The 16,061-nt window shown below is 66.0% G+C and carries 13 protein-coding genes; 2 read left to right on the plus strand and 11 right to left on the minus strand.

Features of this window, described 5'->3' with window-relative positions:
- Window positions 1–4: 4 nt before the first annotated feature.
- The 4 genes from V3G39_06625 to V3G39_06640 all read right to left on the minus strand — a co-directional run bounded on the left by V3G39_06625 (window position 5) and on the right by V3G39_06640 (window position 6,911).
- The gene (locus V3G39_06625; protein XAS77711.1) at window positions 5–1,078 is read right to left on the minus strand and encodes a GNAT family N-acetyltransferase; all 1,074 of its coding nucleotides are present in this window, start codon (window positions 1,076–1,078) and stop codon (window positions 5–7) included.
- Window positions 1,079–1,085: 7 nt separating this feature from the next.
- Window positions 1,086–4,976, minus strand: coding sequence for a multifunctional oxoglutarate decarboxylase/oxoglutarate dehydrogenase thiamine pyrophosphate-binding subunit/dihydrolipoyllysine-residue succinyltransferase subunit (locus tag V3G39_06630; GenBank protein ID XAS77712.1), 3,891 nt, complete (start codon window positions 4,974–4,976; stop codon window positions 1,086–1,088).
- Window positions 4,977–5,109: 133 nt separating this feature from the next.
- Window positions 5,110–5,898 (minus strand): ABC transporter permease, encoded by a 789-nt coding sequence (locus V3G39_06635; GenBank protein ID XAS77713.1) that lies wholly within the window; start codon window positions 5,896–5,898, stop codon window positions 5,110–5,112.
- Window positions 5,898–6,911 (minus strand): ABC transporter ATP-binding protein, encoded by a 1,014-nt coding sequence (locus tag V3G39_06640; protein ID XAS77714.1) that lies wholly within the window; start codon window positions 6,909–6,911, stop codon window positions 5,898–5,900. The genes V3G39_06635 and V3G39_06640 overlap by 1 nt, the downstream gene beginning before the upstream one ends.
- 161 nt (window positions 6,912–7,072) lie before the next feature.
- On the opposite strand from V3G39_06640, the gene V3G39_06645 reads away from it, so the two are divergent.
- Window positions 7,073–8,401 (plus strand): hemolysin family protein, encoded by a 1,329-nt coding sequence (locus V3G39_06645; protein ID XAS77715.1) that lies wholly within the window; start codon window positions 7,073–7,075, stop codon window positions 8,399–8,401.
- Complete coding sequence (locus V3G39_06650) at window positions 8,398–9,441, plus strand: hemolysin family protein (GenBank protein XAS77716.1); 1,044 nt, start codon at window positions 8,398–8,400, stop codon at window positions 9,439–9,441. The genes V3G39_06645 and V3G39_06650 overlap by 4 nt, the downstream gene beginning before the upstream one ends.
- A 39-nt stretch (window positions 9,442–9,480) precedes the next feature.
- Here the strand turns inward: V3G39_06650 and xylA are convergent, their stop codons facing one another.
- From xylA to paaA, 7 genes are all read right to left on the minus strand, one after another.
- Window positions 9,481–10,689, minus strand: coding sequence for a xylose isomerase (xylA, locus tag V3G39_06655; GenBank protein XAS77717.1), 1,209 nt, complete (start codon window positions 10,687–10,689; stop codon window positions 9,481–9,483).
- Window positions 10,690–10,927: 238 nt separating this feature from the next.
- A complete protein-coding gene (gene paaK / locus V3G39_06660) occupies window positions 10,928–12,256 on the minus strand; it encodes a phenylacetate--CoA ligase PaaK (GenBank protein XAS77718.1) in 1,329 nt (442 codons plus the stop codon).
- A 10-nt stretch (window positions 12,257–12,266) separates the two neighbouring features.
- Complete coding sequence (gene paaE / locus V3G39_06665) at window positions 12,267–13,313, minus strand: 1,2-phenylacetyl-CoA epoxidase subunit PaaE (GenBank protein XAS77719.1); 1,047 nt, start codon at window positions 13,311–13,313, stop codon at window positions 12,267–12,269.
- 10 nt (window positions 13,314–13,323) lie between these two features.
- Window positions 13,324–13,830 carry a 1,2-phenylacetyl-CoA epoxidase subunit PaaD gene (paaD, locus tag V3G39_06670; GenBank protein ID XAS77720.1) on the minus strand — a complete coding sequence of 169 codons (507 nt, stop codon included), beginning with the start codon at window positions 13,828–13,830 and terminating at the stop codon, window positions 13,324–13,326.
- On the minus strand, window positions 13,827–14,726 hold the full coding sequence (paaC, locus tag V3G39_06675) for a 1,2-phenylacetyl-CoA epoxidase subunit PaaC (GenBank protein XAS77721.1): 900 nt from the start codon (window positions 14,724–14,726) through the stop codon (window positions 13,827–13,829). The genes paaD and paaC overlap by 4 nt, the downstream gene beginning before the upstream one ends.
- Entirely contained in the window at window positions 14,726–15,046 is a 321-nt protein-coding gene (gene paaB / locus V3G39_06680; protein XAS78190.1) for a 1,2-phenylacetyl-CoA epoxidase subunit PaaB, read from the minus strand. Before paaB ends, paaC begins: the two co-directional genes overlap by 1 nt.
- A gap of 53 nt (window positions 15,047–15,099) precedes the next feature.
- Entirely contained in the window at window positions 15,100–16,050 is a 951-nt protein-coding gene (gene paaA, locus V3G39_06685) for a 1,2-phenylacetyl-CoA epoxidase subunit PaaA (GenBank protein ID XAS77722.1), read from the minus strand.
- Window positions 16,051–16,061: the final 11 nt, after the last annotated feature.

Raw genomic sequence — 16,061 nt, forward strand, 5'->3', positions numbered from 1 at the left:
ACCGCTATCGGCCAGGCGCGACGGCCGGCGACGCGTTCAGGGTGGTGTCGATGTCGCGCGACCACGTCTGGGTGCGGTACTTCGTGACCCAGCCCATCGACAGGTAGAGGCCATCGGCCTGGGTGGGGGAGTCGGCGTCGACCTCGAGACCGACCCTGCCCCGGCCTCGTTCGGCGGAATCAGCGATAACCGCGTACAGCAGACCTTTGGCAACGCCGCGTCCACGTGCCACGCGGTGCACCCCGATGTACTCCACGTAGGTACCGGCAACTCCGTGTTCATCCGGGGGCAGCTCGGTGCTGACCAGTGCGCCGCCGGGCGTGGGTTGACCGTCGACGTCGACGATGGCGATCCACCAGTGGTCCCACCGGTGGCCGGGGTCTTCCCGCAGACGCTGCACGAACTCACCGAAGGCTTCGCGGTAGGAGTTGAAGTGGTCCTCGAAGGATTCCTCGAGCACCTGGTGAACGGCGCGCAGCTCGGCACCGACAGGGGAGCCGTCGGGGTGGCCGGCTACCCGGCGTATCACGACGCCTTCACGGGTCGCCGGAAAAACGCCGTCGGCCTCGCGCGGATCCACCGGTCGGGACATCTGCAACCAGGTCCGGGAGTACGTCAGTCCGGCAGCTTGCAGCCACCTGATCTGGGTGGCGTCATCAGCGTAGATGTCCGATTCGAGTTCGGTGCGTGCCTCGCCGCGCTCCGAAGCGGCCACGTCAGCGGCGACCGATGAGCACCAGAAGTACAACTGGCCGGCCACCAGATTGCCGACATCGGCCGACAGCCCGCGATCGACATACACCCTGATGTCGGTACGGCCGGAGGCCCGGTCGTGTACCGAGGACCAACCCTTCACAGCGCCGCCTGAATCGACGACGACCAGTTGCCTGCGGGTCCACGAACCGAGCCCGGTGACGAAGGCGCGAACGGCGTCCTCATCAACACTGGAGATACCGAGCACGGCCTGTTTCTCCTGGGCCTGCAGGGCTCCCAGTGCCCCGACGTCACCCTGGACGGGCGGACGTGTGGTCCACCCGTCCGGGAGAGCCAGTACCGGTCCTTCGACTGCAATCGTCACCGGTGACCTATCGATCGAAGGACTGCGCGAGCAGTTCGGCAAGTTGTGCCTGGTGTCGCTTGCTGGATCCGGTCGCGGGCGACGCGGATGCCGGGCGGCACACCACTCGCAGGGTGCGGTGCTCACCCAGTTCGGCGAGCTGTTCGGGCAGGTTGAGTGCCATGAACGGCCAGGCCCCCTGGTTCTTGGGCTCGTCCTGCACCCAGACCAGTTCGGCATCCGGGTAGTGCGCGATGGCCTCGGCGATCTCACGCGTCGGGATCGGCGCCAGCTGCTCCACGCGGACGATCGCCGTCTGCTGGTCCTCGCGGCGGGTGCGTTCGGCCTCCAGGTCCCAGTAGATACGCGCCGAGGTGAGCAGCACCCGGGTTACCCCCTTCGCCTCGATACCCGAGGTGTCAGGAATTGCCGGCTGGAAGGTGCCGCTGGTCAGCTCGCTCGGATCGGAAACGGCTGCCTTCAGACGCAGCAACTGCTTGGGCGTGAAGACGATCAGCGGACGCCGCGGCCGCGCGAACGCCTGGCGGCGCAGCAGGTGGAAGTAGGACGCAGGCGAGGAGGGGTAGGCGATCGTCATGTTGTCCTCGGCGAACAAGGTCAGGAACCGCTCGATCCGTGCCGAGGAGTGATCAGGGCCCTGTCCTTCGTAGCCGTGCGGTAGCAGCAGTACGACCGAGCTGCGCTGGGTCCACTTCTGCTCCGAGGAGCTGATGAATTCATCGATGATCGACTGCGCGCCATTGGCGAAGTCACCGAACTGGGCTTCCCACAGCACGAGCGCGTCCGGGCGTTCCACCGAGTAGCCGTACTCGAAGCCCATCGCGGCGAACTCCGAGAGCAACGAGTCATAGATCCACAGCCAGGCCTGCTCGTCGGAAAGGTAGCGCAGCGGGGTCCATTCGTTGCCGTTCACCGAGTCGATGAGCACAGCGTGGCGCTGGGTGAAGGTGCCTCGCCTGGTGTCCTGGCCTGCGAGGCGTACCGGCACACCCTCCATCAGCAGCGAGCCGAGCGCGGTCAGTTCGCCCATCGCCCAGTCGATGCCGCCGTCGCGCACCATGCGCGCGCGTCGCTCCATCAACTTCTGCAACTTGGCGTGCACGGTGAAGCCCTCGGGCGCGTTGACCCAGGTGTCACCGATCTTGAGCAGCATGGCTTCACTGATGGAGGTCCCGTGACGGCTGCGGTCCTCGCGGGTGTCGTCCTCCTCCTGTGCCGAGGGGCGTTCCAGCCCGCCGTGGCCTTCGGCGTCCGTGCCTGCAGAGCTCGCGCTCGGTGCCTGCGGGGCAGTTTGGGAAGCCGCCTTACGTGCTTCCTTGGTTTCGGTGAAGGCCCGCTCGAGCTGCTTCTGGTAATCGCGCAGCGCCTCCTCGGCATTTTCGATCGTGATGTCGCCACGGCCGATGAGCGCTTCGGTGTAGAGCTTGCGGACACTGCGCTTGGATTCAATGAGTCGGTACATCAGCGGCTGGGTCATCGAGGGGTCATCACCCTCGTTGTGGCCCCGGCGCCGGTAGCAGACCATGTCGATGACGACGTCCTTGTTGAACTTCTGCCGATAGTCGTAGGCGAGCTCGGCGACCTGAACGCACGCCTCGGGGTCATCGCCGTTGACGTGGAAGATCGGCGCCTGCACCATCCGCGCAACGTCGGTGCTGTAGGTCGAGCTACGCGAACTACTCGGTGCGGTGGTGAAGCCGACCTGGTTGTTGACGATCAGGTGAATCGTGCCGCCGGTGCGGTAGCCGCGCAGTTGGGACAGGTTGAGGGTCTCGGCGACCACACCCTGGCCGGCGAACGCAGCGTCACCATGCATCAGCAGCGGCAGCACGGTGTAAGCACTGCCCGCCAGGTTGATGCGGTCCTGCTTGGCGCGCACAATGCCCTCGAGGACAGGATTGACAGCCTCCAGGTGGGAGGGATTGGCGGCGAGGTAGACATCGATCTTGCGGCCGGTGTCGGAGGTGAAGACCCCCTCCGTGCCCAGGTGGTACTTCACGTCGCCGGAGCCCTGCACGGATTTGGGGTCCGCCGTGCCCTCGAACTCGGCGAAGACCTGCGCGTAGGACTTGCCGGCAATGTTGGCCAACATGTTCAACCGGCCGCGGTGCGGCATTCCGATGCAGGCCTCATCCAGGTCGTCATCGGCGGCCCGGGACAGGATGCGGTCCACGATCGCAACCGCAGACTCCCCGCCCTCCAGGCTGAAACGTTTCTGCCCCACGTACTTGGTCTGGAGGAAGGTCTCAAAGGCCTCGGCAGCGTTGAGCCGGCGCAGGATACGCAGCTGCTCGTCGGTGGTGGCCTTCTGGTAGCCGATCTCGACCCGCTCCTGGACCCACTTGCGCTCGGTCGGAGCCTGGATATGCATGTATTCAATACCGATGCTGCGGCAGTAGGAGTCCCGCAGGACCCCCAGGATCTTGCGCAACTTCAGGAACGGCTCACCGCCGAATCCGCCGGTCGGGAAAGTACGGTCCAGGTCCCACAGGGACAGTCCGTGTGAACCCACGTCGAGATCGGAGTGCTTGCGCTGCTTGTACTCCAGCGGGTCGGTGTCGGCCATCAGGTGACCGCGTACCCGATAGGCATGGATCAGTTCCTGCACACGCGCGGTCTTGTTGATGTCGTCGTCGTGACTGGTGTCGATGTCCATGACCCAGCGGATCGGCTCGTACGGGAGTTTCAGCGCGGCGAAGATCTCGTCGTAGAAGCCGTCGTCACCGAGCAGGTATCCGTTCAGGATCCGCAGGAACTCGCCGGAGACAGCACCTTGAATGACACGGTGGTCGTAGGTGGAGGTCAGCGTCATGATTTTGCTGACACCGTTCTTGATGACGGAGTCGTGGCTCGCACCGGACCATTCAGCGGGGTACTGCAGAGCGCCCGCACCGATGATCGCGCCCGAACCCTTCATCAGTCGTGGCACCGAGTGAATGGTGCCGATACCGCCCGGGTTGGTCAGGCTGATCGTGGTGCCCTTGTAGTCGTCGACGGTCAGTGACCCGCTGCGGGCCTTGCGCACCATGTCTTCGTAGGCGTTCCAGAACTGGGCGAAGCTCATTGCCTCGGCGCCCTTGACGTTGGGCACGACCAGGGTGCGGCTGCCGTCCTCCTTCTTGAGGTCGATCGCCAGACCGAAGTTGATGTGGCCGGGCTCGATCAGCACCGGCTTGCCCTTCTCGTCTTCGCCGAGCGCGTAGTTCATCTCGGGCAGCACCCGCAGCGCCTTGACGATCGCCCAACCCAGGATGTGCGTGAAGCTGACCTTGCCGCCACGCGTGCGGGACAGGTGGTTGTTGATGACCGTGCGGTTGTCGATCAGCAGCTTGGCCGGGATGGCCCGCACGCTCGTGGCGGTGGGCACTTCCAGGCTGGCCTCCATATTGGCCACGATGCGGGCAGCCACCCCGCGCAGGGTGGTGCGGGTGTCCTCGGCGGGTTCAGGCGTCGGGATGGTGTCGTTGACGCTGTCGCGCGCGATCGGCTGGGTGTTGGACAACTCCGCCTGACGCGGGTCAGGAGCGGCGTGCGAGTGGTGCGTCCGCTTCTCACTGTCTGCGTTCGGGCGGGTCGCAGCCGTGGCCGGCTCAGCGGGCTTGGCGTCAGCGGGCTTCGACTGCGCGGGCTTGGCGTCAGCGGGCTTCGACTGCGCGGGCTTGGCGTCAGCGGGCTTCGACTGCGCGGGCTTGGCGTCAGCGGGCTTGGAAGCAGGCGCCTCTGTTGACCCGTTCGAGCCGTTCGAGCCGGACGTCGTGCCGGGTGTGTAGTCGGCAAAGAAGCCCCACCACGCCTTGTCCACCGAGGTTTTGTCCTGCAAATACTGTTGGTATAGATCGTCTACCAGCCACTCGTTCGGTCCGAACGTTGCGAGTGGGTCGGGCGACTGGGATGACACGCGGAATGCGCCTCTTTCACAAGGAGGGCGACGTGTGTCTGTTGCACACGTCTGGGTTTCGAGCTCTGGAGCGACAATGGCACCTAGCCTAACGTGCAAGGCCAGGTGCCGTTGGGCAGGTCATCAGGGTGTGTTACAAGATGTCGCGTCGTTTCGTCAACAGCGTCCCGATGACCGCGAAGATCACCGCGTAGGCAATCAGCACCAGAGAACCCTGCCACCAGTCCAGCGGGGCTGAACCGCCCGGCCCGCCGTTCTGGCCCTGGCTGAGGATGGCCTGGGTGGCCCGGCTGGGGAAGTATTTCGATGCTGTCTCGCCCCAGCTGACATTGGCCAGGATGACCGCCGCAATGGGTTCGACGATGAATGCCAGTCCGACACCGATCAGCAGGGCCGCCACCTGATTCGGAATGAGGATCCCCAGGCCGAGCCCGATCAGGGCCCACAGGCCCAGCACCAACAACGACAACAGCAGTGTCCGGCTCAACGTGGCAGGTTCGGGGAAGACGGCTTCGCCCTTGGCCGCCAGGATCGCACCGCCCACGGCTACTGAGGAGATGAGGAACAACACGCCGTAGGCGATTCCGAAGATCAACAGTGCGACGATCTTGGCCCCGATGAGCTTGACCCGCGATGGCACCGCGAGCAGCGCCGAGGTAATGGTCTTGTGCCGGTATTCCATCCCTATCGTGAGGATGCCGATGACCAGGAGCAGCAGATAGCCGAAGGTGATGCCGCCTGTGTAGACGCCCGCGGCGCGGTCCACGGGGGACTCACTGCCGTCGGAGTTGGCACTGTTGCCTCCGAGGCTCGCGGCCAGGGCTGCGATGCCTGCGGCGAAGATGAAGATGCCGATCGCCATGCCCCACCAGAGTCTGATCGTGGTCAGCTTGCGGATTTCGGCCTTGATTGCAGCGCCCATTACTTCGCCCCTCCTGGTGCGGTCTGTCGCCCCTCGGGCGGCGCGCCACCCGGTACCCGTTGCCCGTTCGACTGGTTCAGGTTGCGGTTGGTGTTTTCGGTGAGTTGGAAGAACAACTGCTCCAGATCGGCCTGCTCGGCGCGTAACTCGTGCACGGGCACACCGGCAGCGAATGCGGCGTCGCCGACCTGGATGAGGTCATCGGTGGACACGGCGTAGCGGCCCTCCGGAAGCGCTTCGACATGCAGGCCAGCACGGCGCAATGCGTCGGTGAGCCGGTCACCACTGGGGGTACGCACGATGATGCGCGCATGCCCCCGTAGCTCCTGGATCGTGCCCTGTCGCACGAACTGCCCGTTGGCGATGATGACGACGTCATCGACGGTCTGCTCCACCTCGCTCAGCATGTGGCTGGAGATCAGGATCGTCTTGCCCTCACCCGCGAGATGACGCAGGAACCCGCGCAGCCAGCGGATTCCCTCCGGATCCAGGCCGTTGGCCGGCTCGTCGAGGATCAGCACCTGCGGATCACCGAGTAGTGCTGCCGCAAGGCCCAGGCGCTGACGCATACCCATCGAGTAGCCGCCGGCGCGTTTCTTCGCCGCCGCGGGGATCCCGACCAGGTCGAGCATCTCATCGACCCGTTGGTCCGAGACGCCGCTGGCCGCGGCGAGCACCCGTAGGTGGTTGCGGCCGCTGCGACCTGGGTGGAAGTTGGTTGCCTCCAGGGCCGCGCCGACAGTGCCGAGTGGGTCCTTCAGGTCGATGTATTTGTGACCAGCGATGGTCGCCGTACCGGAGGAGGGCTTGATGAGCCCGAGGGCCATCCGCAAGGTGGTGGTCTTGCCCGCGCCGTTGGGACCCAGGAAACCGGTGATCCGGCCGGGTCGGACCGAAAAGCTGAGATCGTCGACGGCGCGGAAGCTACCGAACGACTTGGACAAGTGCGAGATCTCCACCGGCGCGCCCGGATCACGTCCGGCGCGCGCTGTGGGTGCTGGACTGGCAGACACGTCATACCCCTTTGGTCATCGTGACGTCGTTTCTGTCGCGGTCGGGCGCCTGTCCGCGCCGACGAACCGTGCCGTCATCATCGGGCATCGAGCCGGGCAGCGCGAATAGTCGTGGACCTTCGGCGTGCCGAACCGCTGCGGTAAGAGAGGATGGCCTCCTGATGACGCCGTGGCTTCTGTTGCTCCTGGGCGTAGCCCTCACCTTCGGCACCGCGCTCTTCGTGGCCGCCGAGTTCTCTCTTGTCGCGCTGGATCGCCCGACGGTGCAGCGCGCCGTGGACGAGGGCGATACCCGAGCGGGGGTGGTTCTGGAGTCGTTGCGGACCCTGTCCACCCAGCTGTCTGCTGCGCAGGTCGGCATCACCATCACGACCCTGGTGCTCGGGTACCTCGTGCAGCCCTCGCTCGGGGTGCTGCTGCACACGCCGCTGACTGCCCTGGGGCTGAGCGCGGAAGCCAGCACCGCTGTCTCCGCAGTGCTGGCGTTGGTGCTCGCCACGCTGTTCTCGATGATCGTCGGCGAGTTGGTGCCGCAGTTCCTCGGCTTCTCCGACCCACTGCGGGTGGCAAAGATCGTGGCCGGCCCGGTGCGGATGTTCGCGGTGGGCATGCGCCCGCTGATCGTGATGCTCAACGGGTCCGCAAATGTCCTGCTGCGCTCCGTGGGGGTGGCGCCGCAGGAGGAACTGAGTGCCGCCCGGACCCCTCAGGAACTCGTATCGATGGTGCGCCGATCAGCCGAAGCCGGAGTGCTGGAGGAGCGCACCGCGCGACTGCTGACCCGGTCCCTCGATTTCGGCGAGCGCGTCGCTGCCGACGTGATGAGCCCGCGGGTCAAGTGCGATTCGGTGCCGCGCACGGCCTCGGCCGCCGACGTCGTCGAGCTTGCGCGTACTACCGGGCACTCCCGGTTCCCGGTACTCGGCGAGGACTGGGATGACGTCGACGGGATCGTGCATGTCAAAAGGGCCATCGCGGTTCCGCAGGATCGCCGCAGCGACGTTCCTGTCACGGCACTGATGGTGCCGCCGGTATTGGTGCCCGAGACGATCACCCTCGACCCGTTGCTGTTGCTACTGCGCGCCAGTGGTTTCCAGTTGGCGATCGTGGTCGACGAGTACGGCGGTACGAGCGGAGTGGTGACCCTCGAGGACGTCATCGAGGAGATCGTCGGTGAGGTCAGCGACGAACATGACAGGGTGCGCGACCCGAGTCGGGTGCTGCCCGACGGCTCCTGGACAGTGCCGGGGCTGTGGCGACCCGACGAGGTGCACGAACGGATCGGGGCGGATATTCCGATCGGGTCTGCCTACGAAACGATGGGCGGCTTCGTGATGGCAAGCGTCGGCCGGGTGCCGGTCGTGGGCGATGAGATGCAGCTGCCCGGGTGGACCCTGCGGGTGATCTCGATGGACGGACGCCGGGTTGACCGGTTACGCCTGACGCCGGCTCCGGTGGCCGCTGATGAGGACGAGGGTGGCCAATCATGAATCTTTGGCTCTCTGTGCTGTTCCTGCTCGGCAACGCCTTCTTCGTGGGCGCCGAGTTCTCTGTCATGGCCGCACGGCGCTCGCAGCTGGAGCCGATGGCGGCAGCGGGGTCCAAGCGTGCGCGCGCCAGCCTGCAGGCACTGGAACAGGTGTCCTCGTTGCTCGCCTGCGCGCAGTTGGGGATAACGATCTGCTCGGTGCTGCTGGGAGCCGTCGCCGAGGACGCCATCCACCATCTGATCGCAGGTCCGCTGGAATCCGTGGGCATCCCCAGTGCCGCCTCCGATGTGATCGCACTGGTGATCGCGTTGCTGATCGTTGCCTACCTGCATGTGGTGCTGGGGGAGATGGTGCCCAAGAACCTCGCCATCGCCGGTCCCGACCGCGCGGCGCTCGCGCTCGCGCCGGCCCTGCTGGCGGTGACCCGGGTCTTGGGGCCGGTGATCTGGCTCGTCGAAGCAATCTCCAAGTGGATCGTGCGACGGCTCGGAGTGGAGCCCAAGAGTGAGATGACCTCGACCTTCTCCGCCGAAGAGGTCGAGCTGATCGTGCAGGAGTCGCACCGCGGGGGCCTGCTGCAGGAGCGTCAGCAGCAGCGTGTCCAGGGGGCGTTGGAGTTCAGTGACCGGTGCGCGGCGGACGTTGCTGTACCTCTGGCCGAGCTGGAGACGGTGTCCGTCGGCATTACGCCCGCTCAACTGGAACGGCTGGTGGCCACCACGGGTTTCTCGCGCTACCCGGTGCGGGATCTGGGCGGTGTGATCGCGGGCTACCTGCATCTGAAGGATGTGCTGTATGCGCGCGACGAGGCCTATGACGAGCCGGTGCCGCCCAAGCGGATCCGCAAGCTGGCCACAGTGGGGCGGGCCGACGACGTTGAAGACGTCCTGCTGACCATGCAGCGCAGCGGCAGCCACGTGGCGCGGGTGGTGGACGATGTCGGCACCGTGCTCGGTCTGGTGTTCCTGGAGGACGTGCTGGAAGAACTCGTCGGCGAAGTCGACGACGCGACGCAACGTCCGGTCGCCCGCCGCCGCTGACTGCCCGTCCCGCAGTGGCTGTCAGCGGCGGTCCGTCGGTTAGTCAGTGTGGGTGGATCCGGAGTGGATGCCGAGCAGGTGTTCGATGGCCAGGCGTTGGATGCGCGCGAAGCCGTAGCCTTTGGTGGCTGCGGTGTCGCGGTCGAAGTTCTGGGCGGCCGTGTCGTCGCTCAGCAACATCTCCCATGTCTCCTCGGTGTTCAGGGTCGGTTGGGACAGTTCCGCGACCTCGGCTGTGGCAAGGGCTTCCTGCACCCGTGGGTCGGCCCGGAACTGCTGGGAGCGTTCCTTCAGGGCGAGGTACAGCTCCATATTGGCCAGCGCGGATTCCCACACGCCGTCCATGTTTTCGGTCCGCAGCGGCTTGTAGTCGAAGTGCCGGTCCGCGGTGTACGTCGGGCCACCACCAGGGGCGCCGTTCTCGAGCAGGTCGACCGTGGAGAACGCCTGCAGCAGGTCGCCGTAACCGAACACCATGTCCTGGTCGTAGCGGGGCCCTTTTTGGCCGTTGAGATCGATATGGAACAGCTTGCCCTGCCACAGCGCCTGGGCGATGCCATGTGTGTAATTCAGGCTGGCCATCTGCTCATGGCCGGTTTCGGGGTTGATACCGACCATGTCGGCGTGTTCCAGCTGGGTGATGAACGCCAGCGCATGCCCGATCGTGGGTAGCAGAATGTCTCCCCGAGGCTCGTTGGGCTTGGGCTCGATGGCGAAACGCATCCCGTAACCCTTGTCGATCGAGTACTGGGCGAGCAGGTCGATGGCTTCGCGGTAGCGGTCCAGCGCCGCGCGGACGTCCTTTGCGAAATCCACTTCGGAGCCCTCGCGGCCACCCCAGAAAACGTAGGTCTCGGCACCGAGCTCGGCGGCCAGATCCATGTTGTGCATGACCTTGCGCAGGGCGTACCTGCGCACGGAGCGATCGTTGCTGGTGAAGCCGCCGTCCTTGAAAACGGGGTCACCGAACAAGTTCGTTGTTGCCATCGGCACGACCATGCCCGTGTCGGCCAGTGCTTGTTTGAACTTGGTGATGATGGTGTCCCGCTCGGCCGGCGAGCTGCCCGGCGGGATCAGATCGTCGTCGTGGAAGGTGATTCCGTAGGCACCCAACGCGGCGAGCTTGTGCACCGCCTCGACACCGGCGAGCACCGGCCGGGTGGCCTCGCCGAACAGGTCGCGCGCCTGCCATCCCACCGTCCACAGACCGAAGCTGAACTTGTCTTCGCGGGTGGGGACGAACGCCATGAAAGCTCCCATGCGGGTGGTGTGGTGCAGCAAATGACGGCGCCACGGTAGCGCGTTTCGCTGGAATCGCGACGTGCTCATCGCGGCAGCGAGCGTGGATGTACCTGGGATGGCGCCACGGAGGGCAGCAGAAGCGGCACGCGGTGATCGAACCCAACCCGAACAACGGGGCGCACGCCGATCAGATCGTCTACTTCGGCTTCGATTCACCCGGGCGGGCCCGGTACTGGCGGATAGGTCAGAGGGTGCGTTGGTCCACGATCCGGCGCATCTTGCCCACCGACCGCTCGATCGAATCGGGGGCGAGCACCTGCACCTGCACGGTGACGCCGGTGCGGTCCTTGATCTGTCGGCTCAGGTCCTCGCCCGCGCTGGTAGCCCGGTCCGCCGCCGATCCCGGTGCATGTTCGACGCGTACGACGAGTTCATCCATCCGACCGGGTCGGGTGAGTACGCACTGGAAATGCGGCGTCAGCATCGGAATGGCGAGCACCAGCTCCTCGATCTGGGTGGGGAAGATGTTGACACCGCGCACGATCATCAGGTCATCGGAGCGTCCGGTGATCTTCTCGATGCGGCGCATCGGTCGGGCAGTGCCGGGCAACAGCCGGGTCAGGTCGCGGGTGCGGTAGCGGATGATCGGCATGGCTTCGTTCGTCAGAGAGGTCAGGACCAACTCGCCCACCTCGCCGTCCGGCAGCAGCTCCCCGGTGACCGGATCGACGATCTCGGGAAAGAAGTGGTCTTCCCACAGGTGCAGCCCGTCCTTGGTCTCCACGCATTCCATCGCAACGCCCGGTCCCATCAGCTCCGAGAGTCCGTAGATGTCGACGGCGTGGATATCGAGACGGTCCTCCAGCTCCTGGCGTAGTCGCTGGGTCCACGGCTCGGCACCGAATATCCCCACGCGCAGCGATGATTCGCGAGGGTCCAGGCCCTGACGCTCCATCTCGTCGGCGATGACCAGCATGTAACTGGGCGTCACCATGATCACGTCCGGCTCGAAGTCGCGGATCAGCGTGACCTGCCGACTCGTCATACCCCCGGATACAGGGACGACCGTCGCGCCGAGGGCTTCGACGCCGTAGTGCGCGCCCAATCCGCCGGTGAAGAGCCCGTAGCCGTAGGCGACATGGATTAGGTCACCGGCGCGACCGCCGCCGGCCCGGATCGAGCGCGCCATCAGCGAGGCCCAGGTCGTGATGTCGTGGGCGGTGTACCCGACGACGGTGGGTCGGCCGGTCGTGCCGGACGACGCATGCACCCGCGCGACCTGCTCGCGCGGGACCGCAAACATGCCGAACGGGTAGTTGTCGCGTAGATCGGCCTTGGTGGTGAACGGAAGCGCCGCAAGATCGTTCGCGGCACGGATGTCCTGGGGATGCGCGTCGACCGACTCGAACGCCGCGCGGTAGTGCGGAACGTTGTCGTACGCATGCCGCACCGACCACTGCAACCGGGTCAGCTGCAGGGCGCGCAGCTCATCGACGCTCGCGCGTTCTACCGGATCCAGTGAGTCGGGGTCCAGCGTGTTCTTGTCGGCCGTGTTCTTGTCCGCAGGGTCCATCCAGCGCTCCTCAACTGTCGTAATCGACGGTCAGCGTGTCGGTGGTGGGGATGGCCTGGCAGGTCAGGATGTATCCCGCGGCCACCTCCTCGGGCTCCAGGGCGTAGTTGCGCCGCATCGTCGCCGCCCCGTCCGTGACCCGGGCGCGGCAGGTGCCGCATACGCCGCCTTTGCAGGCAAAAGGCAGGTCGGGGCGGACCTGCTGCGCCGCGTCGAGGACGGCGGTGTCCGGTGGGACGGTGACCAGCGTGCTGCGGCCGTCGAGCACGATGGTCGCAGCAGCGCCGTCGACCTGAGCAGCCTCTTCGTGGCGGGCCTGCTCGGGTGGTTCGTCGCCGACCCAGAAGAGCTCCCGGTGGACGCGTTCGCGTGGCACGCCGTGCTGGCGCAGGACATCCTGCGCTGCGTGCACCATCCCCAGGGGGCCGCAGAGCCACCAATGGTCGACGGCAGCGACATCGACCGTGCCGGTCAGGACAGCGGTCAGTCTTTCCGCGTCGATCCGGCCGCCGAAGAGCTGCACCTCCTGTGGCTCGCGGGAGAGCACGTGGACCAGCTGCATACGGGTGTGGTGAGCGTCTTTGCAATCGGCGAGCTCGTCCGCGAACATCACCGAGTCGACACGACGGTTGCCGTACAGCAGCGTCACAGTGGAGCCTTCATCGGATTCCAGGACGGAGCGGGCAATGGAGATCATCGGCGTGATCCCGGAGCCCGCGGCGATCAGCACGTGGTGCGCCGGGGTGGCCAGGTCGGGCACAAATCTGCCGCTCGGCGCCAGCACGTCCAGTTCGTCGCCCGGACGGACGTCGTGTACGAGCCAGCTACTGACGGCACCACCGGCGACCTCGCGGACACCGATACGCGGGGCTTCTCCCGCGGCGGCGCAGATCGAATACGACCGTCGTTCCGCACCCCGACGAATGGTGAGACTCTGGCCGGGGGCGAACTGGAACTCCTGCTCCAGGTCGGTCGGCACCGCAAACGTCAGGGCTGCTGCGTCGTCGGTGAGCCGCTCGATGCTGGCCACCCGCAGAGTGTGGAACTGCGTCTTCATAGTGATGACTTCACAGTGATTTTACCGCCTCGAAGGGTTCGGCGCAGTCCAGGCACCGGTGCAGGGATCGGCACGCTGTCGCGCTGAATGCTGCTGTCTGGGTGGTGCGCGTGGAACCGCAGCGGGGGCAGGGCGCGCTCGTCGGTAGACCCAGAGTCAGCGGCACCGGACCGCTGGTGTGCCGCGCGGGGTCCGGCGGTGCGATGCCCGCCTCGAGCAGTTTGCCCCGGCCCTCTTCAGTGATCCAGTCGCTGGTCCATGCCGGTGCGAGCTGCGTTGCTATCCGGACGTTTTCATACCCCGCGCCGATGAGACGGCTGCGTAGGTCAAGGCTGATTTCGCGGATGGCCGGGCACCCGGAATAGGTCGGCGTGATGGTCGCAACGATGCTCCCGTCGAGGCTTTCGCTGACATCACGCAGGATCCCGAGGTCGGCGAGGGTCAGCATCGGCAACTCTGGATCGGGGGTCTGGGCGGCGACCCGCCAGGCTCGGGTAGCTGTCTTTTCGCTGATCACCAGGTGGCCTCCGGGTCGGCCCGCGCGACGCTCTGCAGCTCGGCGAGGAGATAGCCCAGGGCTTCGGTATGAATGCCGTCCCGACCGGTGCGGCCGTCGACCGCGCCCAGCTCGCGGGGGTCTGTGGGGAGAGTGAGCGTGGCCTGCCCGAAGACGTCGGCGAGCACGTCGAGCACCGGCTGCCGTGGAGCCGTGATGCCGAGTGCGTCCTGCGCCCCGCAGTGTCTCCACAGCTCGGGGATGAGCGGCCAGACCCGTTCCACAGCGACCGTCATCCGTCGCTGGGACACCTGGGTGCCGTCGCCGAGGCGCAGCACCCAGCCGGCGGCGTAGTCCCGGTGGTAGGTCAGCTCCTTCACACCCTTGGCCGCGATGGCGCCCAGAACAGGGTCGGCGACATCGCGGACCCGCTCCAGCAGGGCCAGCCGCCACGTGCTGAACACCATCAGGCGGGTGACCAGTTGGGCGAAGTCGTCGTCGACCGGCTCCACGAGGCGGACGTTGCGGAAGTCCTGGGCGTCGCGGAAGAATGCGAGGTCGTCCTCGGTACGGCCGAGAACGGTGCCTGCGCGGGCCAGCAGCATCCGGGCCTGACCCAGCAGGTCCAGCGCGATATTGGCGACGGCGGTCTCCTCCTCCAGCTCCGGCAGCCGGGTCACCCACTCCTGCAGGCGGTGGGACATGACGAGCGCATCGTCGCCGAGCATCAGGCAGTAATCGGCGAGTGCATCGGCGTCGACGTTGTCAGGAATCGTGGTGTCGATGCCTTCGAGGGCGTTCGTGAAACCGGTGCCGAAAGCCCAACGTTCGTCGCCGAAGTGTTCGTCGGCAAGGCCTTCGTAGAGGTGGTCGCCGGCAGCATGGTCGGTGGCTGCGTGGTCGGTGGTTTTTGTCATCACATGTGCGGCACGTCGGCCGGGATGTCGTAGAAGGTGGGGTGGCGGTACACCTTGTCACCCGACGGCGCGAAGAACGGGTCCTTCTCGGCGGGGCTGGATGCGGTGATGTCGGCGGACGCGGCCACCCAGATGCTGACACCCTCGTTACGCCGGGTGTAGAGATCGCGCGCGTGGTGCAGCGCCATCGTGGCGTCGGCAGCGTGCAGGGAGCCGACGTGGACGTGGTTCAGCCCGCGCTTGCCGCGTAGGAACACTTCGTAGAGCGGCCAGTCCGAGCGCACCGCCGCAGGCGACGGTTCGACGGGTATGCCCTCCATGGGTACGGCACCGTGCCCGCCTTCGGCAGTGAATGCCTCGCCGGTGGATTCGCTCATCGGGCGGCGGCCTTGGCTGCGTACGCGGTTGCGGCCTCGCGCACCCAGGCACCATCCTCATGCGCCCGGCGGCGGTGCTGCACCCGCTGGGTGTTGCATGGGCCGTTGCCCTTCAGCACGGCGTCGAACTCCGACCAGTCGATCTCACCGAAGTCGTGACGACCACGTGACTCGTTCCACACCAGGTCGGGGTCGGGCAGCGTCACACCCAGCTTTGCCGCCTGCGGCACAGTCATATCGACGAAGCGCTGACGTAGTTCGTCGTTGGTGTGCCGCTTGATCCCCCAGCGCATGGACTGGGCGGTATTGGGGGAGCGGTCGTCGGGCGGACCGAACATCATCAGCGACGGCCACCAGTAGCGGTCGGTCGCCTCCTGCACCATGGCGCGCTGGCGGTCAGTACCGCCCATCATCGTCAGCAGCAGTTCATATCCCTGGCGCTGGTGGAAGGACTCCTCTTTGCAGACCCGGATCATCGCGCGGGCGTACGGGCCGTAGGAGGCACGGCACAGCGGCACCTGGTTGCAGATCGCAGCACCGTCTACGAGCCAGCCGATGACTCCGACGTCCGCATAGGTCAGCGTGGGGTAGTTGAAGATCGAGGAGTACTTCTGCCGACCGGAGATCAGCTTCTGTGTCATATCGGCGCGGTCGGCGCCGAGAGTCTCTGCAGCGCTGTACAGATACATTCCGTGACCGGCCTCATCCTGCACCTTCGCCAGCAGAATCGCCTTGCGACGCAGGGATGGAGCCCTGGTGATCCAGTTGCCCTCGGGTTGCATGCCGATGATCTCCGAATGCGCGTGCTGCGCGATCTGGCGGATCATCGTCTTGCGGTAAGCCTCGGGCATCCAGTCGCGGGGCTCGATACGACGGTCGTCGTCGATCGTGGCGTCGAAGGCGTGCTCCAACGACGGCGTATCAAGATTCGAAATCGTCGTCGACATGACAGCTCTCC

The sequence above is a fragment of the Dermatophilaceae bacterium Sec6.4 genome (genome assembly GCA_039636865.1).
GTDB lineage: Bacteria > Actinomycetota > Actinomycetes > Actinomycetales > Dermatophilaceae > Allobranchiibius.

Coding starts and splice junctions, on each gene's coding strand:
- V3G39_06645 (XAS77715.1), top strand. CDS start 7,073: ATGACGCCGTGGCTTCTGTTGCTCCTGGGCGTAGCCCTCACCTTCGGC.
- paaK (XAS77718.1), bottom strand. CDS start 12,256: ATGGACCCTGCGGACAAGAACACGGCCGACAAGAACACGCTGGACCCC.
- V3G39_06635 (XAS77713.1), bottom strand. CDS start 5,898: ATGGGCGCTGCAATCAAGGCCGAAATCCGCAAGCTGACCACGATCAGA.
- paaB (XAS78190.1), bottom strand. CDS start 15,046: ATGGAGGGCATACCCGTCGAACCGTCGCCTGCGGCGGTGCGCTCGGAC.
- paaA (XAS77722.1), bottom strand. CDS start 16,050: ATGTCGACGACGATTTCGAATCTTGATACGCCGTCGTTGGAGCACGCC.
- paaC (XAS77721.1), bottom strand. CDS start 14,726: ATGACAAAAACCACCGACCACGCAGCCACCGACCATGCTGCCGGCGAC.
- xylA (XAS77717.1), bottom strand. CDS start 10,689: ATGGCGTTCGTCCCCACCCGCGAAGACAAGTTCAGCTTCGGTCTGTGG.
- paaE (XAS77719.1), bottom strand. CDS start 13,313: ATGAAGACGCAGTTCCACACTCTGCGGGTGGCCAGCATCGAGCGGCTC.
- V3G39_06650 (XAS77716.1), top strand. CDS start 8,398: ATGAATCTTTGGCTCTCTGTGCTGTTCCTGCTCGGCAACGCCTTCTTC.